The sequence below is a fragment of the Myxococcus sp. MH1 genome, assembly GCF_059738865.1.
Genome location: NZ_AP026947.1, coordinates 7,839,875 through 7,861,722 on the forward strand (window position 1 = coordinate 7,839,875; position 21,848 = coordinate 7,861,722).

Annotated in this window: 17 protein-coding genes; 7 read left to right on the forward strand and 10 right to left on the reverse strand. The window is 69.6% G+C overall.

Annotated elements, in window-relative coordinates; all coding sequences use genetic code 11:
- The first annotated feature begins 105 nt into the window (after window positions 1–105).
- Window positions 106–1,857 carry an NBR1-Ig-like domain-containing protein gene (locus AC6JA9_RS30740; RefSeq protein ID WP_497958256.1) on the forward strand — a complete coding sequence of 584 codons (1,752 nt, stop codon included), beginning with the start codon at window positions 106–108 and terminating at the stop codon, window positions 1,855–1,857.
- 23 nt (window positions 1,858–1,880) lie between these two features.
- On the opposite strand, the gene AC6JA9_RS30745 is transcribed toward AC6JA9_RS30740, so the two are convergent.
- Window positions 1,881–2,615, reverse strand: coding sequence for a PaxA (locus AC6JA9_RS30745; RefSeq protein ID WP_223745410.1), 735 nt, complete (start codon window positions 2,613–2,615; stop codon window positions 1,881–1,883).
- Window positions 2,616–2,814: 199 nt separating this feature from the next.
- On the opposite strand from AC6JA9_RS30745, the gene AC6JA9_RS30750 reads away from it, so the two are divergent.
- From AC6JA9_RS30750 to AC6JA9_RS30765, 4 genes are all read left to right on the forward strand, one after another.
- Window positions 2,815–3,756: a hypothetical protein gene (locus AC6JA9_RS30750; protein ID WP_223745409.1), complete on the forward strand. Its 942-nt coding sequence runs from the start codon at window positions 2,815–2,817 to the stop codon at window positions 3,754–3,756.
- A 29-nt stretch (window positions 3,757–3,785) separates the two neighbouring features.
- On the forward strand, window positions 3,786–6,590 hold the full coding sequence (locus AC6JA9_RS30755) for a TonB-dependent receptor (RefSeq protein ID WP_497958257.1): 2,805 nt from the start codon (window positions 3,786–3,788) through the stop codon (window positions 6,588–6,590).
- 88 nt (window positions 6,591–6,678) lie between these two features.
- Window positions 6,679–8,502 (forward strand): bifunctional metallophosphatase/5'-nucleotidase, encoded by a 1,824-nt coding sequence (locus tag AC6JA9_RS30760; RefSeq protein ID WP_408889658.1) that lies wholly within the window; start codon window positions 6,679–6,681, stop codon window positions 8,500–8,502.
- 100 nt (window positions 8,503–8,602) lie between these two features.
- Window positions 8,603–9,727: a hypothetical protein gene (locus tag AC6JA9_RS30765; protein ID WP_408889657.1), complete on the forward strand. Its 1,125-nt coding sequence runs from the start codon at window positions 8,603–8,605 to the stop codon at window positions 9,725–9,727.
- Window positions 9,728–9,979: 252 nt separating this feature from the next.
- Here AC6JA9_RS30765 and AC6JA9_RS30770 read toward each other — a convergent pair whose 3' ends face one another.
- The 6 genes from AC6JA9_RS30770 to AC6JA9_RS30795 form a co-directional block, all read right to left on the reverse strand.
- Window positions 9,980–11,557 (reverse strand): DUF1501 domain-containing protein, encoded by a 1,578-nt coding sequence (locus AC6JA9_RS30770; RefSeq protein ID WP_483578432.1) that lies wholly within the window; start codon window positions 11,555–11,557, stop codon window positions 9,980–9,982.
- 12 nt (window positions 11,558–11,569) lie between these two features.
- The gene (locus AC6JA9_RS30775) at window positions 11,570–12,613 is read right to left on the reverse strand and encodes a hypothetical protein (protein WP_497958258.1); all 1,044 of its coding nucleotides are present in this window, start codon (window positions 12,611–12,613) and stop codon (window positions 11,570–11,572) included.
- Window positions 12,613–14,451, reverse strand: a complete 1,839-nt coding sequence (locus AC6JA9_RS30780; protein ID WP_497958259.1) for a hypothetical protein — start codon at window positions 14,449–14,451, stop codon at window positions 12,613–12,615. Before AC6JA9_RS30780 ends, AC6JA9_RS30775 begins: the two co-directional genes overlap by 1 nt.
- Window positions 14,452–14,678: 227 nt before the next feature.
- The gene (locus AC6JA9_RS30785) at window positions 14,679–16,310 is read right to left on the reverse strand and encodes an LVIVD repeat-containing protein (RefSeq protein ID WP_497958260.1); all 1,632 of its coding nucleotides are present in this window, start codon (window positions 16,308–16,310) and stop codon (window positions 14,679–14,681) included.
- An 87-nt stretch (window positions 16,311–16,397) separates the two neighbouring features.
- Entirely contained in the window at window positions 16,398–16,889 is a 492-nt protein-coding gene (locus AC6JA9_RS30790; RefSeq protein ID WP_223745401.1) for a hypothetical protein, read from the reverse strand.
- Between the two features lie 154 nt (window positions 16,890–17,043).
- Window positions 17,044–17,760 (reverse strand): hypothetical protein, encoded by a 717-nt coding sequence (locus AC6JA9_RS30795; protein WP_473567212.1) that lies wholly within the window; start codon window positions 17,758–17,760, stop codon window positions 17,044–17,046.
- Window positions 17,761–17,995: 235 nt separating this feature from the next.
- Between AC6JA9_RS30795 and AC6JA9_RS30800 the strand changes: the two genes are divergently transcribed.
- Window positions 17,996–18,793, forward strand: coding sequence for a helix-turn-helix transcriptional regulator (locus tag AC6JA9_RS30800; RefSeq protein WP_223745399.1), 798 nt, complete (start codon window positions 17,996–17,998; stop codon window positions 18,791–18,793).
- Between the two features lie 17 nt (window positions 18,794–18,810).
- Here AC6JA9_RS30800 and AC6JA9_RS30805 read toward each other — a convergent pair whose 3' ends face one another.
- From AC6JA9_RS30805 to AC6JA9_RS30815, 3 genes are all read right to left on the reverse strand, one after another.
- Window positions 18,811–19,143, reverse strand: a complete 333-nt coding sequence (locus AC6JA9_RS30805; RefSeq protein ID WP_267700059.1) for a hypothetical protein — start codon at window positions 19,141–19,143, stop codon at window positions 18,811–18,813.
- A 129-nt stretch (window positions 19,144–19,272) separates the two neighbouring features.
- Window positions 19,273–19,620, reverse strand: a complete 348-nt coding sequence (locus AC6JA9_RS30810; protein WP_223745397.1) for a hypothetical protein — start codon at window positions 19,618–19,620, stop codon at window positions 19,273–19,275.
- Window positions 19,621–19,831: 211 nt separating this feature from the next.
- Complete coding sequence (locus AC6JA9_RS30815; RefSeq protein ID WP_223745396.1) at window positions 19,832–20,113, reverse strand: hypothetical protein; 282 nt, start codon at window positions 20,111–20,113, stop codon at window positions 19,832–19,834.
- A 183-nt stretch (window positions 20,114–20,296) separates the two neighbouring features.
- On the opposite strand from AC6JA9_RS30815, the gene AC6JA9_RS30820 reads away from it, so the two are divergent.
- Entirely contained in the window at window positions 20,297–21,838 is a 1,542-nt protein-coding gene (locus AC6JA9_RS30820; protein ID WP_497958261.1) for a gliding motility protein, read from the forward strand.
- Window positions 21,839–21,848: the final 10 nt, after the last annotated feature.

Sequence of the window (21,848 nt, forward strand, 5' to 3'; positions counted from 1 at the left end):
AGACGCCCTTGTCAGCGCTGACCCGCCTGGGTTGGGGAGGATTTCAAGGCCTCGCCCTTCCCGAATGATTGCCCAGACACCCCGCCCTCCCCTGGAGCCTCTCGCATGCCCAGCCGCCAACGCCTCGCGTCGCCTGCCCTCGTGGCGGGCCTCCTCCTGCTCAAAGCCACGCCCGTGCTCGCCCAATCCCTGCACTCCGAGCGCGGAGGACTCCACACCAGTCCGCTCGCCCATCGCGCATCCCTCACCGCGACGACGCTGGACCCGCTGCGCTCGCTGGCCCTCTCCGACCACGCCACCGTGTCGCCCATCACCGCGCGCCGCGTGTTCGAGCAGCTGGTGCGGCAGGCCGGGGGCACGGGCTTCACCGCGGAGCAGCTCTTCCGCCAGCTCTGGGACACGCAGAACCCCGCGCCCGGCCAGCCGGACCTTCCCGGAGGTCCCCATTGCTCCGACGACGGGAACACCGTCAACGGCGCGCCCTATCCCTGCCGGACCCTCGAGGGCACCGAGGCGAGCACCACGACGGCCGCGCTCGACCGGTATGTGCTCGTGGGCCTCTTCAACCGCTTCGACCTGGCTCCGGTGGACGGCGCCCACTGCGGCGAGTACCGCATGTCCTTCGCGCGGTTCGTCCCGGCCCCGCAGGTGCGCTCCCGCAACCGCTTCATCCTGGAGGGCGCGCTCCCCAATCCCTCACCCGAGCTGGGGCTGGAGGGTTGCCGTCCGGTGGCCCAGGCGTGGGCAGCACTCTCCACCCTGGAGGACGCCGCCGAGCGGCGGGCGCTCCTGGACGCGCTCTTCTTCGAGGGCCTGGCCCCGGGAATCCCGCCCGTCATCCACCCCCAACACTATGGGGACAACCCCGCGGGCCTCGGGCAGGTGCGCGTCAACATGTTCATGCAGGCGGGCATCGGCGCGCCCAACCCGTGGATGCTGCGCGAGTTCAAGCTGAAGCGGCAGTGCGACGCCACGGGCTGCACCTTGCGATTCCTCCCCACCACGGTGAAGTCGACGCCCCGGGGAGACTTCTTCAACCTCCAGAATACCCACCCCCTCGCGGTGGCCTTCCGGGACTTCTTCGTCACCCAGGTGGAGGCCCTCGCGGTGGATGACTTCAACCGCTTCAACTACGCCGTCCCGGACGTCTTCAACGCCGCGCAGAGCAGCTCCATGCCGTCCTTCGGCAGCGTGGACGACTTCCTCGCCGAGTTCGACAAGACCGCCGCGCCCACCCCCTTCACCGAAGCGCTCCAGGCCGAGCTGCTGCGCATCGGCAGCCCGCTGACGCCCCGTCACCTGGTGGCCCGCGCCCAGGCGCTGTCCTGCGGCGGCTGCCACGACCTCAGCCGGGGCACGGAGCTGGGGGGAGCCCCGGGCGTCTTCCCTCTCGCCTTCCTGCGCTTCGTCCAGACACAGGACATCCTGTCACCACTGCCGACGCCCGGACCGGACTCGCACTACCCCCTGTCCCCGTCCCTGACGACGGCCTTCCTCCCCTTCCGCCAGCAATTGCTCGGCGCCTTCCTGGACACGCCCGCGCTGGACGCACGCGTCGTCACCACCGAAGGGGCGCTCGAGGTCCAGGCCGGCCAGCCGTTCCAGGGAACGGTGACGCTGGAGAACACCGGCACCACGGCCTGGAGCGACCGCGGCGGCCTGCGCGCCACGTCGCTCGACCAGACCGCGGACCTGGGACTCTCCCCGGGGGAAGCCATCCACCTGGGGCAGCGGAAGACGTTCGTCTTCACTCACACCGCGCCGACGTCACCGGGACGCACCACCTACCGCTGGAGGCTGCACCGCGACGGTCAGGCCTTCGGCCCACCGCTGTCCTTCACGGTCGACGTCCCCTGAGGCCCGCGCCAGGGGCCCCGCGCCTACTGGATGGTGATGGGGATGTTGTAGAGGAAGCACACGGGGACCTTCTGGGGCTTGTACTCCCAGCCCGACTTGAGCCCCTTGATGATGTCCTCATCCGCGCCGGGCACGGACTTCACCGGCGTGACCTCATAGACGCTGCCATTGGTGGCCACGCAGACCTTGTAGATGCCCTGCAGCGTCTGCCCCCGGTGGCCCTGCTTGAAGACCTCCGACAGGCGCGGCGCCGTCTGCCGCACCACGTCCCGCTGGATGACGAAGGGCGGGACGTTCTTGGGCTTCACCGGCTCGGCCGGCCCCGTGCCACCCACGGCACCGCCCACGACGCCGCCCACCACCCCACCCACCACGCCTCCGGCGACACCGCCCTCCACCCCACCCTCCACGCCGCCTTCCTCTGGCGCCGCGGGCTCCGGCTCGGGCTCAGGCTCCACCTCGACCGGCTTCTGCTCGACAACGGGTTTGACCTCAACCGGTTGACGCAGCTCCGTCTTGGGCTTCTTCACCTCCGTGCGCGGCGTCGTCTTGCGCGCCGCGGGGGGAGGAGGAGGCGGAGGGGGCGGAGGAGGGGCCTTGACGAGGTTGAGCACCACGTCGATGGGCTCCTCCGTCTCGAGGACCATGGGCTTCACGAACAACACCAGCGCGGCCACGACTCCGACGTGGACCGCGACGGAGAAGGCGGCGAAGCCGAGGATGCGTGAGGAATGAGGGTCGGTCTGCTGCGCGAACATGCCGGGCACGCCTTACCACAAGCCCGACAAGCGTCGTCGGGATGTAATCCTGCTGCATCAGCAGAATCGTGTGAGTGTCATGGAGACGGCACGCAACTGATACCTCTGGACCGGCCACTCGTGCTAGAGGGCCGCCACCTCGTCCCCATCCCCAGAGGTATTTTCCGTGCAGACAAAAATGAAGTGCGCGCTCGGGCTCGTGGCAGCCCTGAGTGTGTCCTGTGGTGAGTCGACCGATGAGGTCGGCGACCGTTACCAGGGCGTCATCGATGCCTCGACGCTCGACACCAAGTTCCGGCCGACCAGCGGCAACTACCGGCCCACGACGGCCCGGGTGCGGGGCACCAACGTGCCCTTCTACAACCTGGGACAGGTCGCCACCGAGCGCAAGGACGACCGGGGCGTCATCACCAACGCGGGCGTCCCCGTGGACGCGGACGGCCGGCCGTACGTGCCCGCCGCGCGCGCGGTGAACACCTCCTATGAGTTCGCCGAGGGCTGTGTCACCGGCAAGGCGGACTTCGACGTCCGCACCGACAACTACCCGGAGACGGTGCAGTGGCCCGTCTTCACGAACCTGCCGCTGACCGTCACGGGCAACACGACGCCGCCGGTGGTCCCGCTGGTGAAGGTGACGCGCTGGAACGGCACGTCCTCCGAGCAGTGCAACGCCATCAAGGACGCGGCCTCCCTCACCAAGGGGAACTTCGGCGGCGGCGCGGGCGACACGACGATTGCGCTGCGCGCCATCATCGACGTGTCCGCGAACCTCAACCCGCTGCGCGCCGACTCCGCCTTCACGTCCCAGGGCGGCTGGTACCGCGGCCTGCAGCTGGCGTACCTGGACGGCGGCGAAATCCCCGTGGATGACCAGGGCAACCTGAAGGTGATGGACGGCGTGCTGGTGAGCCCGCCGACGGGCGCGCCCACGTCGGAGACGCCCGTGTACCTGTTCTCCGCGCTCCCCGGCGAGGAGGGCTGGTCCCCGGTGGTGCGCCTGCGCACCTTCACCGCGACCACCGCGAAGCCCGCCTCCAGCTACACCGGCCTGTGCACGGACGTGTGCGCTGAGACGGAGCTGAACATCAGCACCCTCACCCGGTACTCCGGCGTGCTCTTCGCCGTCGGGAGCTCCCTGTGAGCGCCCCTTCCCCTGTCCCGAGCCCCTCCATGAAGACGCTTGTTTGCCGTGCCGGTGGCGCGCTCGCGCTGCTGCTGCTCGCGCTGGTCGCGAGCCTCCCTTCCCCCGCGCTCGCCGCCGGCCAGAACTACGGCCGCATGGCCGGCTATGTGTATGACCCGACGGGCGCGCCGCTCGCCGAGGTGCCGCTCACCGTCACGGGCCCCGCGCTGCAGCAGCCCCAGTCGCGCACCAGCGGCGAGGACGGCCGCTTCGAGTTCGACACCCTGCCCCCGGGCGAGGGCTACGTCCTCGAGGTGAACGTCCCGGGCTTCGCCCCCATCAAGAAGGCGGGCATCACCGTCCTGCTGGGCCAGGCGACGCAGGTGGACGTGAAGCTGGAGGTGTTCACCGAGCAGGCGGCGGTGGCCACCTACGAAATCGTGGAGAAGGTCAACCCCATCATCAACCCGGACTCCGCCCAGATGGGCGCGGTGATGACGGCGGAGAAGGCGGCCACCTCGCCCGTCTTCACCCAGGTGCAGGCCATGCCGCAGCTGGTCGCCGGCGTGGGCAACGGCAACGCGCCCAGCCTGCGCGCCGGCCTGTCGCGCTACGGCAAGTTCTTCATCGACGGCATGGACACGTCCGACGTGGTGGACGGCAGCATCAGCTCCCCGATGAGCTTCTACGCGGTGGAGAACTTCGAGGTCATGACCGGCGGTCTGGACGCGCAGTACAACTCGCTGGGCCTCATCCAGAACGTCGTCAGCAAGAGCGGCTCCAACAAGTTCACCTACGACGTGACGATGATTCTGTCGCCGGCGTGGGCCAACGCGAAGTACCGGGGCGCGGCCAACCAGAACCCCAACGTGGCCAACTACACCCAGAACGAGGTGCCGCTCTCCGAGACGGCCTTCTACAGCCCGCTGGTGGGCGTGGGCGGTCCCATCATCAAGGACAAGCTGTGGTTCTACGTCTCCGGTCAGTGGAACTTCTCCAAGCGTGACACGCCGCTGGGCGAGGAGAGCCGCACGTCCGACACCCAGACGCGCCTGGCCCGCCTGAAGCTCACCTGGCAGCCCACGACGAAGGACCGCCTGTCCCTGGCGTTCAACTACGACAACAACACCATCACCAACCAGGTCTCCACCACGTTCGTGACGCCGGAGGCGGAGACGCAGGTCGACCGCGGCGGCTTCTTCGCCATCGTCAACTACGACCGCAACATCTCCGACAACGTCCTCTTCCAGCTCCAGACGGGCCTCACCTACAAGGACATCTGGAACGGGCCGATGAACGAGGACTCGCAGGACATCGCCCACATCTACAACAGCACCACGTACCGCAACGCCGGCGCGCTGCGCAACGAGGTGGGCAACCTGGTCACCGAGAAGCGCATGCGCTACCAGTTCGACCCGACGCTGCTCTTCAAGGTGAAGAACCACCAGATGAAGGCGGGCTTCCAGTTGAGCTACCTGAGCGGCGACAAGACGGCGCAGGTGATTGGCAACCAGCGCTTCAACGACCGCAACGGCGAGTGCAACCCGGACGACCCGGAGACGTTCGCCTTCTGCAACGAGCGCATCGACTTCTACAACAGCGAGGGCGTGCGCGGCCCGCTGACCACCGAGGCCGGGACGCTCATCTCCGGCGCGTTCGTGCAGGACCGCTGGAACGTCAACCGCTACCTGACGCTGGTGGCGGGTCTGCGCGCCGACGTGGGCCGGCTGTACGGTGACAACAACCAGTTCATCACCAACCTGGTGGGCATCGGCCCGCGTCTGTCCGCGACGGTGGACCCGTTCGGCAACCGCACCACGCTCATCAAGGCGCACTACGGCCGCTCCAACGAAGTGGGCGACGTGTTCATCGCGCAGCACGCCAACCCGGAGCTGCTCCAGGTGCGCTCCACGTTCGCCAACGGCGCGTTCGCGGACTGTACGCCGGACACCGTGGGCAACCCGCAGTGCAGCGTGGCGGGCGGGGCGTCGGGCCGCTTCTTCGACAAGACCAACCACACGCCGCCGCACGTGGACGAGCTGGCGCTCGGCCTGCACCACGCCATCAACGAGGGCGCGGTCATCGGCATGGACCTCACCTACCGCAAGTACTCCAACATGTGGGTGGACGAGGAGGTCAACCGCATCTGGGACCCGTCCGGCACGCGCGTGGTGGGCTACGCGGACGGCATCAACCACACGGTGGTGAAGATCCACAACCCGGACGACGCGTGGCGCGACTACCGCGGCATGGACCTGTGGGCGCAGGGCCGCACGGGCCCGTGGGACCTGCTGGCCAGCTACACCCTGGCGTTCAGCAACGGCACGGTGGGTGACTACTTCGACGGCTACGGCGCCAACCCGCGCTTCAAGCACTTCTTCGAGGGCCCGTCCCCCGAGGACATCCGCCACACGCTCAAGGGCGCCATCGGGTACACCACCCAGTTCGGCCTCGACTTCGGCGTGCGCTTCAACTACCGCACGGGCGCGCCCATGTGGATGTTCCAGGAAGGCTCCGTGGACCGTCAGCGCGTGGTGCGCTCGGACCGCGGCACCGGTCACTCGTACAACACCAGCACGGGCATCCCGGACTTCAATGACCCGGCGGCCATCTCCGAGCTGCGTCAGCCGAGCCAGTTCCTGTTCGACGTCCAGGCCCGCTACGACCTGAACCGCGTCATCAAGACGAAGGAGACGAAGATGGAGCTCACGCTCATCTTCTTCAACGTCCTCAACAACAGCGACGTGACCTTCGTGCAGGAACAGTGGCGCGCCACCAACAACCGGTTCGGCACCGCCACGGGCCGCCGCAGCCCGATGCAGGCCGAGCTGCTCTTGCGCGTGCGCAACTAGCCACATCGCCGCACCACACGGGGCCCTCGCTTCCATGCTGGGAGGCGAGGGCCCTTGAATCAGACGGGGCCGCGTTCTAGAGGGGCGTGTGACTTCCGCCCTCCGTCCGCTCCGCCTCGGGCTCCTGTCGGCCCTCGTCGTCTCCTGCGCCTCGCATCCGCCCGCGCCGGAGGCTCCCCCCACGGCCCCCGCCGCCGTCAAGGTCGCGCCCGAGCCGGTGCGCCTGAGCGTGGTGGGCACCAATGACTTGCACGGCTGGGTGATGCCGTCGCGCGGGAGCCTGGCGGACGGCACGGCCGTGGAGCAGGGAGGGCTCGCCACGTTCGCGGGCTACCTGTCCATCCTGCGCGCGGAGAACCCGGACGGGGTGCTGCTGCTGGATGGTGGCGATCTGTTCCAGGGCACGCTCGCGTCCAACCTGACCGAGGGCGCGGTGGTCATCGACGCGATGAACACGCTCGGGTACGTGGCCTCCGCGCTGGGCAACCACGAGTTCGACTACGGCCCGGTGGGGCCGCGCTCGGTGGCGATGGAGGGGGATGACCCGTTCGGCGCGCTCAAGGCGCGCATCACCCAGGCGCGCTTCCCGATTCTCGGGGTGAACGTCACCGACGCGCAGACGGGCGTGAGCCCCACGTGGCTGGGGAACACGGGCACGCTGCTGGTGGAGCGGCGCGGGGTGAAGGTGGGCGTCGTGGGGCTGGCGACGCCGCACACGCCGGAGGTCACCAACCCGGTGAACGTGGCGAGCCTGCGCTTCGCGCCGCTGGCGTCCTCGGCGCTCGCTGCGGCCAACGATTTGCGTGCGCGCGGGGCGGAGGTGGTCATCGCGATTGCGCACGCGGGCGCGGTGTGCAAGCGGCAGGACGACCCTCGGGACATCTCATCGTGCGACCGGGGCGACAGCGAGATCATCGAGATGCTGGAGGCCCTGCCGGAGGGCACGCTGGACGCGGTGGTGGCCGGGCACACCCATCAGCCGGTGGGGCACTTCGTGCGGGGCACGCCGGTCATCGAGACGTCGGGCCGGGGCCGGGCGTTCGGCCTGGTGGAGCTGTTCGTGGACCCGACGACGCGCAAGGTGCTGACCGAGCGCACCACGCTGCAGGGCTCCGTGCCGGTGTGCGAGCGGGTGGAGGCGACGCTCGGGACGTGTGACGAGCGCAAGCTGAAGGACCGCAACAAGGTGGAGCTGGTGCCGGCGACGTTCCGTGGGCAGCCGGTGGTGGCGGATGCGGCGCTGGGGACGCAGCTGGCCGGGGCGCTCGCGAAGGTGGAGGAGATGCAGAAGCGCCCGCTGGGCGTCAACGTGCCGGCGAAGCTGACGCGCGACTACGACGCGGAGAGCCCGCTGGGCAACGTGCTGGCGGACGCGCTGAACCAGCTGGGCATGACGGGCATCGCCGTCATCAACAGCGGCGGGCTGCGCGCGGACCTGCCCGCGGGCGAGCTGACGTACGGGGCCGTCTTCGAGGTGCTCCCGTTCGACAACACGCTCTCGGTCGTCACCCTCACCGGGGCCCAGCTGACGAAGCTCCTGGAGGGGGCCTACTCGCGCAAGGGAGGCACGCTCCAGGTGGCGGGGCTGAAGGTGAACCTGGAGCAGTGCAACGGCGTGACGCGGATGGTCTCCGTCACGAAGGCGAACGGGAAGCCCCTCGAGCCCAACAAGCTCTTCCAGGTGGCCATGCCGGACTTCCTCGCGCGGGGTGGCAGCGGGATGGACGAGGTGCTCAAGACGCTGCCGCCCGGGAGCGTCAACCTGGGCGAGCAGCAGGCGCTGACGCTGCGCGACGCGCTCGTGGAGCACTGGAGGAAGCGGGGCAAGCCGCTGGTGGCGCCGACGCCCGGACGCATCCTGCGTCAGCGCGCGGCGACGGGCTGCGCCGTGAAGGCCTCGGGTCGGGACTGAGGTCGTGAGGCAGGGCGCCGCGACGTCGGCGGCGCCCCACCGAAGGCTTTTCACGCCCCTCGTTCAGGTGGCTGCAACCCTGAACGAGGAGTCCCCCGACATGTCGAACCACCCCACCCCGCGCTCGCGGGCCATGCTGTCCTCCGCCCTGTGCACCCTGCTGCTCGCCGCCTGCGGTCCCCAGGGCACCGAGGCGCCTCCCGCCGAGGCCCCCGCGCCCGAGGCCACCGAGCAGGGCACCGTCCTGCACGAGCTCAAGCTCAGCAACACCCGCAGCGTGCGCTTCATCGAGTCCGCCCCGGGCGAGGTCTTCGTCGCCGAGTCGGGCCACATGGACCTCGACGCCGCCCACCTCCGTGAGGCCATGAAGACAGGCTCCACCCAGGGCCAGGAGCTGGCGGACGTCTACCTCGCGCTCGTGCCCGGAGCCACCCGTGAGGACGTCCCCGCCGCCCTCGTCGCCGCCCAGGGCCGCGTCGCCATGGCCCGCCACCTCCAGGAGCGCGAGGCCGCCCGGAGCGAGGGCCGCGCCGCGGCGAACGCCCCGCTCGCCGAGGGGCCCTCCGCCCTGAACACCGAGCGCGGCCCCTTTGCCGCGAGCCTCAACGACACCTGGGATTGGGTCGGCGACAAGCAGTGGTTCACGAGCAACTTCTGTGCGACCACCGCCACCCAGGGCCGCACCTGTATCACCGACTACTGGTACGGCTCGTACAGCGGCGCGAAGGACAACACCGTCTACTTCCGCGCCGTGGGCCTCGCGGCCGGCTTCGACTCCACCGCGTACTTCTATACGCAGTACAAGTCCTGCGGCTTCTGGCCCTGGGATGGCTGTGAATGGAAGGTGAACTACAGCACCACCCTCCAGGCCCGCCACTACATGATGGTCACCTGGGACACGGGCCCGCGCTCGCGCTGGGCCGGCATCGACCAGAGCTCCGACCGCGTGTACCTCAGCACCATCTGGAGCACGTCGTCCTCCACCCCGCCGCCCGCGCAGGAGCCGTGCACCGTCTACGCCCGCGCCCACGCCACCACCTGCTACAACCTGGACGGCACCATCTCCTCCATCTCCAACACCCTGTGCGGTGACGCCTGCGCGGGCACGTACGCCACCGCCTCGCAGTGGGCCACCCAGGCCCTCGGCACCCAGACGTGCCTGGGCGCCTACGCCGGCTGCTGCCTCTACTACGTCGACCAGAACTTCAACCGCTGCGGCGGGTGAGCTGTCTGGGCCTGCTCCCCGGCGACCTGCGATGCTCCCGCCATGGAACGCTTCGTCCAGGTCGCCGAGGGAGTCTCGCTGTGGGTCGAGTCACGCGGGCCAGAAGACGCGCCCGCCATCCTGCTCATCATGGGCTCCACCGCGTCAGGCCTCGTCTGGCCCGACGCGCTGATGGACGCCCTGGCCCGACACCACCGGGTTCGTCCCCGCGCTTGCCCAGGCGCTCCTGGGCCACGTGGAGGCCGCGGCGGCCTACCCCTTGCGCAACCCCACCACCTCGCCGTAGCCGCCGGGGATGAAGAACTGGTGCGTCTGCATGCCCATGATGCGCAGGGCCGTGGTGACGACGTCCGCGGAGCGGGGCACGCGCTTCTGCGTCTGTCCCGTCTCCTCGATGATGTCCACCGGGGTGCCGAGCCCGCGCGTCGTGTACGTGCCCACCTGCCGGTTGTGGGCCACGTTGCCACCGGCGAAGACCACCGAGGTGTACGGGTGGTGGTCGTCCGGCAGGCTGTAGCTGCCGTCACTGCCGCGTGACGCCCAGCTCCGCCCGAACTCGCTCATCACCAGCACCAGCGTGTCGTCGAGCAGCGTCTTGCCCGGCTTGCCCGGGGCGGGCGTGGCCTTCATCTCGCCCAGGAAGCGCGCCACGCAGTCCATCAACCCGCGGCCATGCGCGCAGCTGTAGGCATGCCCGCCGCCGTTGTGCGTGTCGAAGTCGAGCCTGAGCGACACGTGCACCGACGTGGCCAGGTCCGACTTGAGCAGGCGCAGCGCCATGTCCATCCGCGGGTCCAACCCCACCAGGTGGAAGTTCGCGTTGCCGAACGTGTACGTGAAGGACTCGCTCAGATAGCTCGACAGGTACGAGGGCCGGTTCGTCTTCAGCGCGTCGATGCCCTTGGTCTTCTCCAGCACCGACACCACGTCCGTCGCCAGCACGCGCGAGACGCTGTTCAGCGAGCCGTGCAGCCCCTCCAGGTAGTTGTCCACCTTCGCCGTCGAGCGGCCCAGCCGGGGCCTGGCCTGCCCCAGCGAGTAGCGCTCCACCGTGGTCGTCTTCAGCTGGGCCCCGGTGGGCTCGCCCTTCGCGTTCAGCTCCGGCCCCTCGGTGCGCGCTTCCAGCCCGTTCCACCAGGCATTGTCCGCCGCCTTGCCGGAGAGCATCGGCTTGAGCGCGTCGATGGACGGCACCCCCACGGGCCCCGCGTGCGACGGCAGGCCCATGCCGGACGGCATGCCACGCTCGCCCGCCACCACCACGAACGGCAGCGGCCGGCTCTCCCGGTGCCGCTCGTACAGGTGGTTGGCGATGACCGAGTGCACCGCCGGCGCCCGGTAGTCCGCGCCCGCCACGCCGCACATCGCGGAGATGAAGGCGCTCGCGTGGTCATTGGTGCCCTGGTCGATGCCGTGCAGCACGCTCAGCTGCTCGTGCAGCGCATAGTGCTGATAGCCATACATCAGCGGGCTGAAGTTGCCGCGGGCGGCGGGGTTCGCCGGGTCCCACGACTGCCAGGTCCGCAAGGGCTTGTACGGGCCGTTGGGGGCCGCCAGGTCCACCACCTTGCTGGCGTCGAAGAAGACGGGCTCGCTGCTGAAGCCCGCGGGCGCCGGGACGCAGAGCGGAATCTCCGCGTCCTCCATCGGCGTGAAGTAGTACGCCGGACGGAAGCCGCCCGGGACATAGAGCACCACGAGCCGCGAGGGGACATCCGCGTCCGCGGCGTGCGCGGTGCCGGAGCCCAAGAGCCCCGCCTTCTCCAGGAGCGCCAGCTGGCTTGCGCCCAGGGCCCACTTGAGCAACGTGCGTCGAGAGGTGTTCAGCATGGGGTCCTCGGCTCAGTACGTAATCCACAGCGGGTGACGGATGAGCGCCGCGCAGGTGCCCACCCAGGCCAGGCGCGTGTTCTGCGCCTCCAGCGGGAGGTAGACCTGCTCGTACAGCTCCTTCAGCTCCGCGTCCGTGGGCGGCTGCCCGAGCATGCGGAGGTAGAGGTTGCGCAGGTTCTTCCGCACCGCGTCCGGGTTCTGGGTGGACGTGTCCGCGAGCGTCACGTAGCGCAGCACCGCCTTGTTGTTCTGCTTGTCCACCGCGCGCCCGCACCAGGCCTGGGACATCTGCACCAGCGCCTGACCGGCGGAGGGGCCGAACATCGGGTTCTTCTTGCGGTACTCCAGGGAGTTGCCGCCGCCCAGGGCCTCGTAGCGCTCCGGCGCGCGCGAGTCGGAGACGTACTCGCCGGAGATGCCGGGGGCCCAGTCCCCGGGCCACACGAAGAACTTGTTCCAGTTCACCACGTAGGCCCGGTTGCGCCAGTCGGGGTTGCTCGTGCTCACGAAGTCCTCGAGCGTCAGGCCCAGCTGGTCCATCAGGCTCACCACCATCTCGTCCGCGGCCAGCCGGCGGACCTGGAACTCCGTGGGTGACGGCGTGTCCATCGGCTCGGGCGGCGCCTTCAGGTCCCGAATCCAGTCCTCCACCTGGGCGATGGTCATGGTGACGCGGCCATTGGCGACCAGCTGCTCGTAGGGCTGGCCCGGCGGCATCTGCGCGTAGCTGCCCGGGGCGTTGCCCTTGAGCATCTTGATGAGCAGGCTGCCCTCCGGGTCGCCGCGCTTCACGAAGCGCTCGTCGTAGACCAGCCCGCTCTCGAACGCGGCGAGCGAGGCGAAGAAGGGCTTGTTGCCGTTGATGTGGCAGCCCTCGCACGCGGGCGCGAGCGCGAGGCGGACCGCGTCGTTGTCGCTCGCCGCGGCGCAGGTCCCCGAGTCCGGCCCATCCGAGCTGCCCTGTCGGTACGAGCTGTCACCGAAGCAGGCGCCCAGGTTGAGCGCGAGCACCGCCAGCGCGGCGGCGCACACGAAAGAAGTCGACGTGCGCATCACAGGCCCCTCCGCAGCTCGGACTGCTCGAACAGGTAGCGGATGAAGGGGCGCAGCTTGCGCTCCCCCGCGACGAACTCGCGCGCGAGCTTGTCGATGAAGCCCTTCTCCGTGGCCGGGTTCAGCTCCCGGCCGATGAACATCGCGTAGAGCTTGCGCGCCGCGCAGCGGTCGAACTCACCCGAGCGCACCAGCAGCTTGCCGAAGCCCAGGGGGCCCATGGTGCCGTCGCCGTGCTGGCCCAGCAGCGTGTACGACTCCGGCATCGTGTCCAGCAGCACCGCCTCCGGGTTCGCCTTGAGCTCTTCGGGCGTGACGGGCGTGAGCACCGTGTTCGGCAGGAAGGCGTTTTTCCACCGCAGGCCCGGCGCGTTGCCGGTGTGCGGGTACTTGCCGGACAGCCACTCCGCGGTGACGCGCTGGTTGCCCATACCGCCGATGAAGGGCCAGGGGACGTAGTAGCTGGGGAACGGCGTGAAGTCCCAGCGCTTGAAGGCGATGGCCGCGGGGTCCAGCGTCTTGTGGCAGTGCAGGCACGTGCCGCCCGTGGCCGGGTCGATCTCCAGCGGCGGGAAGTGCACGTCCGCGGGGGGCGGCGAGAAGTTCTGGTAGGCGAAGATTTCCAGGAAGCGCGCCGCCCGGACCCGCTCGCGCGGGAACGAGGACATGGAGCCCATCATCGTGAGCACGCCCGCGGCGGGCAGCCCCAGGGGCGCCTCCGTCGTCGTGCGCGGGTCGAAGCGGTAGGTGCGCTCCATGCTGCCAGAGCGCGACTTGTCGGGCGTGAGCGCCAGGTGGAAGGGCTCGAGCTGCTCGACGACGAACTCCCGCCACGCCTGCGGGTCGTTCGGCGTGGGGTGCATCGGGTCGCGCGGCTCGTTGCCCACGTCCGGGCGCCACCAGGTGGTGTTCTGGTCCACCACGGCGTTGCCCATCTGCCGGCCAAAGCGGACGTACAGCGCCCGGAGCCAGTTGGTGCCGACGGTGTAGTTGCCGACGACCAGGTCCGACAGCGGGCGGTCATGCCACGCCAGGTGCGCGAACAGGCGCGCGGGCTCCTCGTAGGGGTGGCGACGCTGACCGTTGAGGCTGCCGGTGCCCCCGGACCCGAGGCCCGCGAGCGGCGAGCACCAGATGAGGTTCGGTCCGCAGCCACAGCCCCGGTTCAGCGCCGGGTCGTAATAGCCGCCGGAGGCGACGCCGCAGTCCAGCACCTTGCCGGTGCGGGTGTCGGTGACGGTCTTGGTGTCACCGCCCGCCTTGCCCAGCACCTGGACGGTGGTGCCCGGAGCCCACCAGGGCTCGACGGTGTGCACCTCCGGGACGGCGGGATTGCCAGCGCCATCCTTGTCCTGGCACTGCTGGTTCGGGTTGCCGCTCTCGAACTCGTTGACCGCGTAGTACGCGCCCGGGTGCAGGCTGTTGTCGTCACAGCGGTGCAGGTGCCCGGACATGTCGCCCTGGTACGCGTCCCCCTGGGCGCCGGTGGTGAAGGCGCCCACGGTAATCCACTCGTGCCCGAAGCGGACCATGCGCTCGTAGAACTTCGGGGAGGCGAGCACCTCGTCGAGCGTGGAGCGCAGGAGCGTCGCGCGAGCCGCGGGCGTCGCCGCCGCCTCCATGGCCTCGTACTGCTCCAGGGTCGGGGTGGTCCCGGTGAGACCGAGCACGATGCGCCGCAGCACGCGCGTGTCGCTCATCGGGTCTTCGGGAGGGTCCTCCGGGGCCGTCGGCTCGGGCTCACATTGCTGCGCATGCGCGTCGGACACGATGAGCCCGGACATCGCGAACAGCACGCCCGCGAGGGCCGCGCTCTTCAGGTGCAGGTGCCAGTGCATGCGTGCGACGGTAGCATCGATTGTCGCAACGACACACAGCAGAACCCTGTCTGTCATTCAGCGAGAATGAGGGGTGGACTGCCCTCCACACCTGATTGTCTTTCCGGCCCCCCGGACGTGAGCCGGGCCCCCGCTGAGGTGGACTCCCCACCACACCTGGGGCTCCGGGCCCGCGCTCCCCGGAGTGCGTGGAGGTGTGTCTCGCGCACTCCGAGGGGACGAAGTCGCTACGGCTGGGGGAGCTCGCGGAAGACGAGCAGGCCTCGCGAGGAGTCCGCCGCGTACACATACCCGTCGCCGGGGACGCGGATGCCGAGCAGTCCCTCGAAGGGGCTGTCGGTGCGGTCCGGGTCCGAGTCTCGGAAGGTGTTGTAGTGCGCCACCTGCCGGGGCCTGGTGGGGTTGGACACGTCCAGCACGCGCACGCCGTCGTGGTACCAGGCGATGTAGAGCAGGTTGCCGCGCAGGATGATGTTGTGGATGGAGGTGAAGGGCCGGTGGGTGCGGAACTCGCCGATCTTCACGATGCGCGCCGGGTCGGTGACGTCGAGCACGCGCAGGTGGGAGTGCTGGAACTCACCGCCCTCGAACGCGAGGGTGCGGCCGGCGAAGGTGCCCACCGCGCTGTGGTGCGCGAAGCTGAAGTCCGGACGGACGTACCCGCCCAGCTCGCGGACGTCGTCCAGGTTCGTGACGTCCATCACGAAGTAGCCGCGATACGACTGGCTGACGTAGAGGCGGTTCTCGTACACGAAGGCGTCATGGGGACCGCCCAGCGTGGCCACCTCCGGCGAGGCGATGACGGTCCGCAGCTCGGGCGCCAGCGGGTCGGTGATGTCGTGCACGAACGTGCCGAGGCTGGGGGCCATGGAGTAGAGCCGGTCGCCGTCGGCGAGCACCGTGTGCGTGCCCGTGGCGCCCGTCGTGAAGCTCCGGACGAAGCGGGGGTTGGCGGGCTCGGAGATGTCATAGACGAGCGTCCCCGAGTCGTTGCTGGCCACGTACAGGGCATCGCCCTTGGCCCAGACGGCGTTCCAGTAGTTGTCGTGGGGCAGGGAGAGGGTGGTCTTGAGGACGGGGGCCGCGGGGTTGCTGACGTCGAAGACCGAGAGGCCGCCCAGCCGGACCTGCTTGGGGATGGAGACGACATAGGCGTGCCCCTTGGTGACGTAGAGGTCCAGGGGGTGGCCCAGGGGGGTGTACCCCTCGCCGTGCAGCGCGAGGCCGCCGGAGGACTCGGGCTCACCGCCCCAGTGGGAGACCCGGTGGGCCTCGAAGGTACCCGCGCGGGCGAACCGGTTGCGGTAGCAGTAGGCGAAGCAGCCGGTGATGAGGTCGGGCGACTTCTGCTCACAGCCCAGATAGGTGACGGTGGCGAGCCCGTTGGCCGAAGCGCCGCGGACGTGGAAGCGCCCGGGGCCCGTGTCCTTCACGGCCAGGGGCTGGGCGAACATGGTGCCGCCATCCTCGGTGAACCGGATGCCCCCGATGTCGGTCAGTCGGTAGCCTCCGTCCGGCACGTGCCGCCCGTCCCGCATCGGCGCGAGGTAGATGGCCCCGGGCTCGACGTCGGTGAGCGTGCCCAGGTCGCAGCCGGAGAGGTCGAAGCGAGACAGCTCCGTGCAGGCCAGGCCCCCCGCGTCCCGGGTATCGACGGTGCACGGGGCATAGGGGCCCGGGTCCTTGAAGTCTCCGTGCTCCTCGAGCTCGGTGTAGGTGCCATCCCAGGCGTCGGAGCCGGCGTCGGGGGTGCCGGCGTCCGCGGGCGGCCTCGGGTCGGAGTCGTCGTCGCAGCCGGAGAGGCCCGGCGACGACAGCAGGAGACAGGTGGACAGAAGGGCGCGGAGTGACGGCGTCATGTGAGGGCCTCCCGGAAGGCCGCCACGTGACAGCGGCGGCCTTCCGGGAGGAACGTCACGGCCCCTCATCCCCCCTCAGGGAATTTATTACTGACAGTTCGGCGGTCCCATGCACGAGAAGGTCAAGAACACCTCCGCCGAGGCGGACTCTCGTGTCGCGAAGCACTCGCCTCGCTCCTCCACCGCGTTGCAGACACCCCGGGGACACTGCGCCGCCGCGGCCGCCCGGGCGTCGTCGCTGGCCCTGAGATAGGCCCCGGCACACCTGGGGTGGGTGCCGCCCCCCGCGACCGAGTGCCTCTCGGGCTGACAGGTGCAGGCGGTGACGGCGGGACACCAGGTCCGCACGCCATCGCACTGCACCCAGCCCCCATTGTCCGCCCCCGAGGCACAGATGCCGCTCGCGGAGCTGCACGACACCGCGGTGTTCGTGCACTGCTGCGTCACCTGACAGGACACCGCCGCCTCGCTGCTCTCCAGCACGAGCTCGTCCCCGGTCGGGGCGTCGCCGCCACACGCCGTCAACGTCGCCACCAGGAAGACCACCCCCGCCAGGGGCACATCGAATCGCATCCGCATGCAGGCACCCTCCCATCCTCATCGAATGGTCAATGACACACACCGACGCTCCCACGCGTACCGATGAGCGTCGAAGGCACGCGGAGTCTGCACGCGCGCACGAGGGCGGAACAATCCCACGTTCCTGGGAGGATTCCGCCCTCGATGGCGCTGCTCAGTACATCTTCAAGTCATACGTCGGGGTGGGCCGCCAGTCGGAGCCCGCGGGGACGGTGCGCGTGTCGGTGACCTTCACGGCGTAGACGCCCGGCGCCACGTTGACCGACGTCCGGAACATCCTGCAGCTGGGCGTGAGGTCGGAGCAGACCAGGGTCTGCGTGCTGGCCAGCAGGGCCCCCAGGGTGCGGGTGGCGAAGTCATAGGCATGGACATCCACCCGAAGCTCTCCGGTGTTGCGCGGGTTGTAGACCTCCACCGTCAAGAGCTGGTGGAGGCTCGTTGCCCCGAGCACCCAGTCCGCGTCCTGCGCCTTGTGGAAGGTGTGCCCGAGCTGCGGCGTCCCCACGTAGGACGAGGCCGTGGTGTGGGAGTTATCGCTCTCGTACGCATCCGGCGGCGCGACCAGGCAATTGGCGGGCGGGCTGAACTTGCCGTTGTCGACGCAGACGTTGTTCGAGCAGGAGCAGCCCGACGCGCAGTCCGCCCCCGTCGTGCAGGCGCGCACCGGCGGCACGTCGCAGTAACCCGCGGGAGGAGGCGGACCGAAGCCCCCTCCGGAGCAGACGCCGTTGGTGCAGACACAGTTCGCGCGGCAGTCGAGCGACGTCGAACAGGCGCGCAGCTCCGCCGACTGCGCCTCCACGACCTCCGGCGGCCCCACGGCCTCGGAGGCGCCCTCGACGCTCCCACAGGCCGCGGCAAACACAGACACAACACAAAGACACCAACGAACCAGATGCATGAGTCTCTCCTGGGTGGACACAACCAAGGATGGAGACCCGCGAGACGATGCGTCGGCGCAAGGGTCCATCCCGCGAGGGCTTTGACGAATGTCGAGAAACCAGGAGACAGGCCCCGTCCTTCGGGAATCCAGCGCCTCGGTTCACACAGGATAGGGGCTGCCGAGGAGATGACCATTCCCCTGAACAGGGGATAGCCTCGGGAGCATGTCGGACCTCGTCACGTGGCGCGACGCACGCAACGCCTTCCGCCTGCTCGATGAGCTGGGGCAGCTGAGTCACGACACGCTGGCGTGGAGGCGTCACCTGGTCGCCGGGACGAGCACGCTCGTGGGCGCCCAGGTCGGCATGGCGGCGGAGACTCCGGAGGCAGCGCTCCTGGATGCGTCACGACACCAGGGCAGCGTGGACCTGGGGTGGGCCACGGCGTCCGACCGCCGCGTCTGGATGCAGGTCTGCGAGCGTCACGAGGCCGCGCTGGACCCTTCCGACGCCAGAATCGCGCAGCTCGGCGAGGACACCTTCACGGCGCCGAGGCAGGAGCTCGCGAGCGACCGGAGCTGGTATGCGTCCACCATCTTCAACGAGCACTACCGCCCCGCCCGGCTCAATCACTATCTGCTGTCGGCGCTCCACGTCCCCGAGCACCGGGCCATGCACTTCGTCTTCCTCTTCAGGGAGTCCTCCTCGGGTCCGTTCGACGCGCGGGAGCGCCAGCTCATCCACCTGCTCCACGGCGAGCTGGGGCTCCTGTGGCGCAGCGCCCAGGCCCTGCGACTCCCCCGGCGGCTCCAACAGGTCCTGGCGCTGTTCCAGGCGGGCCTCGGCGAGAAGGAGGTGGCCGAGCGGCTGGGGCTCAGCCCCGCGACGGTGCATGACTACAGCAAGGCCCTCCACAAGCGGCTGGATGCGCGCAGCCGCACCGAGCTGCTCGCGAAGGCCCGCGCCCTGCCCCGAGCGCCCCGCCTGTTGCTCCAGGAGGAGGACCTTCCCGCCCCGCGATGAGCGAGGGCGGGCCTTCCTCACTGCGCCGCCATCTCCTGGGCCACCAGGGGCGGCACGCCATAGCGATAGTCGAAGTGGTACCTGCCCTCCGCGTCGAGGCGGAAGAGCAGCCAGGTCCACGCCTCGCGCTGCCCCGCGGGGGTGTGCTCCTGCAAGGTGCGCAGCGCCTCCAACGCCTCCAGCGTCAGGTCCACGTCGGAGCGCTGTTCGTGAAGGAAGCCATTGGCCACGTAGATTTCAGAGGTGTCCCCGCCCCACGCGTAGCGCTCGTAGTGCACCTCGACGCGCTCCCAGGGCTCGGGGACGGACTCCAACAGTGCTTCGATGAACCGCTCCTGCAGCTCCAGCATGTCCGCTCCTGTCACCCGCGCACTGTAGACCGGGGCTGGTGGACGCGTGGTGTCGAGCACCGGAGGGCTGGCGACGGACGGGACTTCGAGGAAGCTGCGCTCGACCCACCTGGAGCCGGGGACGCGCCGTCAGGAGCCGCTGCAGCGGATCTGGAGCGGATGGCTCTCCAGCACCATGCACTCGCCGGAGCTGCACGTGAACAGGTCGCAGATGGCCGGGGACTGGACGCAGCGGATGTCACGGCCCGCCCCCAGGTCGAACCAGGCACAGGCGTAGCCCTCCGGACAGGTGAGCTCCACGCCCTCGCACTCCGGCCCCAGGACCTGGTCACCCTTCAACGACAAGGGGGAGTGGGAGGACGGGGGCGGCTCGCCTTCGGGGCCACGACAGCCGGCCAGGAACACCACCGCCACGAGCCACGTCCATCCCGGAACAGACCTGCCCGGCACCCTCGAGAGACCCTTGCTCGACGTCATGTGCGTCGCGAAAGCAAGACAGACGCCAGCAACGAACTCCGGCCGGAGGCCGCTGCCCTCGTCCGGAGCGCACCACGAACGTCACGTGGCCTCGCGTCCGGCCACGTGGAAATCCACGGCCCCCGCCCGCCCCTCTCAGTTTTCCGAGGCACCACGACGTCGAGGACCCGCCCCCGGAGCCCTGCGGCCCCGAGGGCGCAGCCGCGACCGCTCATTCACAGAGGAAGGCGTACTCGTCGTAGTACGACGTCACCACGCCGGACTGGGTGATGTAACCCAAGCAGTCCCCATGCAACGCCCCCGCCCACCGCGTCTTCGCGGCGTCGTGGTAGTACGTCCGGTGGAAGCCCTGGCGCCCCCCTCCCGGCGGCTCGGAGCGCTGCGCCACCGAGGCCGTGGTCTCCGGAGCAACACCCTCCTCCATCTCGGCCGGTCCACCACAAGCGCCGAGCAGCAACGCGGAGAATCCAATCACCCAACGAGACAGCGTCATCCGGGGCCCCTTGTCGTGAGAACTGTGTCGAAGTTGCAGTAACAACGATATCGAGTCCGGGTCCGCCCCGTCTACCCGGAGAGGGCCGTGAAACACGGGTGAACCGTGGCCGAGCGGACTGTTTCAAGCGAGGGCGCGACCTACACTGGGGCCACTCCACCCTGCCCTCGGATTCGCTCGCACATGAAGCCCACCGTCGGTGACATCTTCGTCGTCTACACCCCTCGGCTCGCGGCCTACACCGCGGTGCAGGTCACGGCTTTGAAGCAGGAGGGGAAGGACGAGCTGGCCTGTGTGCTGTCCCTGGATTGGGTGGGGCCCGAGCTCCCGGACGCGGCGGCGGTGGCGGCGATGAAGCCCATCGTCGTCAACTTCTTCTTCTGGAAGGAGCACCACGTCCACGTCTGGGCGCCCATCGACGTGCCGCATGGCTTCGTCCACGTGGGCAACCGGCCGCCGCTGCTCACGGAGAAGAGCGTCAGCTACAGCCACTGGCCCACGGGCCGCCACATCTTCAGCCAGCATCGTTGGGAGACCATTCCCCAGGCCACCCGGGACCTCTTCAAGCAGACCATCGCCAAGGAGGACCGCAGCGAGCTGGTGACGCTGGGCGGCCTGGAGCTGCGCCGCACGACGCAGCGGCTCGACACGGACCGGCTCCGCGCCGTCTCCGACCTGGCGGTGTTCGAGGCGCTGCCCATCCTGACGTCGGTCAACGCGGATGCACCTGTCACAGGATTGTTCGACTTCATCCGGCGCAGGCCCTTCGTCTACGAGTCCCAGGTGACGAACCACGGCCAGCGCGTGGTGGACGTGCGCGGGGCGCGGCTGAGCCGATTCGTGCTGGACGTCACGGGGGTCCAGGAGGTGTATCTCAACGACGAGTTGGAGACGCTGTCGCTGCTCGGAGAGGCCTCGCCCGGGCTGAGGATCCACGCCGAGGCGGACGGGCGCTGGCTGCACCTGCACACGAAGGACACCTCCTGGGTCTGGTCCGGGCTGGATGCCCTGGACGAGCTGCACGTGCATTCCTTCCGGGAGCTGGATGCCGGGAGCATCGTCCGCCGCTTCCCCAAGCTCACGGAGCTGCGGGCCACGGGCGCTCCGGGAAACCTGCGCGACACGGCGGAGCTGGGCGCGCTCACCGGGCTTCGCGTGCTCATGTTCAACGAGGTGTTCGGGATGTCCCCCGAGGAGTTCCCCGGGCCGGAGCGCTTCCCCGACCTGGGGCGGCTGTGGCTCACCAGCCTCCCCGCCGACGTCGCCGCCAGCGTGAAGAAGGCCTACAAGGCCGCCGCGCAGCGGGGCGTGGATGTGTCGGTGCGACAGCCGCGCAAGCCCGAGTGGCTGGCGGAGAACCTGGACAATCCCTTCCGCCACTGGGACGGCGAGGACAACATCCCCCCGGCCAAGGTGAAGAAGGCGGCGGCGCTGTATCGCCAGGCGCGCTCGGCCGCGCTCGCGGCCACGCCCCAGCACGGCGGCTCACCGTCCGCGCTCGTCTCCGCGCTCACCCCCATCGTCAAGGACTACACCGAGGGCTTCAACACGCTGGATGCGCGCCACGCCTTCATCTTCACCGTGGAGCGAGAGCACATCCACGACGCGCTGATGGGCATCCTCGACGCCGTGGATGGGAAGCTGAGGGCCGCCGGTGACGCGTCCGTCGTCCCCCTGGACCGCGACGCGCTCGTGGCGGTGATGGACTCGGTGCGCGACTTCTAGCGGGTCCTGG